The sequence below is a fragment of the Streptomyces sp. SID12501 genome (assembly GCF_010550245.1).
Classification (GTDB): domain Bacteria; phylum Actinomycetota; class Actinomycetes; order Streptomycetales; family Streptomycetaceae; genus Streptomyces.
Map to the genome: position 1 here is coordinate 1 of NZ_JAAGLU010000600.1, position 451 is coordinate 451.

The window sequence follows — 451 nt, forward strand, 5'->3', positions numbered from 1 at the left end:
AAGGAGACGAAATCTCATGACCAACGTCTCAGACACCAGGAGTGACATATCGGGTCACCCCGATGCCTCCGAAATGCGCGCGCGGTACGACAGGGTGATGGGCGGCCGCGATGTGGCGCTGGTGGACGCGCCGGTGTTCCTCGTCGGCCTCTACTGCGCCGTCTCCCCCTGGGTGCTCCACTTCACGGCCAGCCAGCCCGCCCTGGTGACGCACAACCTCGTCATGGGCATCGCGATCGCGGTCCCGGCCCTGGGCTTCACGATGACGCCCGAGCGGATGTACGGCCTGAGCTGGGCGATGTGCGCCATCGGTGTGTGGATAATCGTGTCGACCTGGGTGGTCGGGAACAGCCCGGACGCCGGAATCGTCCTCAACAACATCATCGTCGGCGGACTGACGGTACTGCTGGGCATGGTCTGCGCCGGAGCAGCGACAAGAAGCCGCAGCACC

Annotated in this window: 1 protein-coding gene; it reads left to right on the top strand. The window is 65.4% G+C overall.

Annotation, left to right across the window (positions count from 1 at the left end; all coding sequences use genetic code 11):
- Nucleotides 1-16: 16 nt before the first annotated feature.
- On the top strand, nt 17-451 hold a 435-nt coding region (locus tag G3I71_RS47470), incomplete at its 3' end, for an SPW repeat protein (protein ID WP_164325157.1).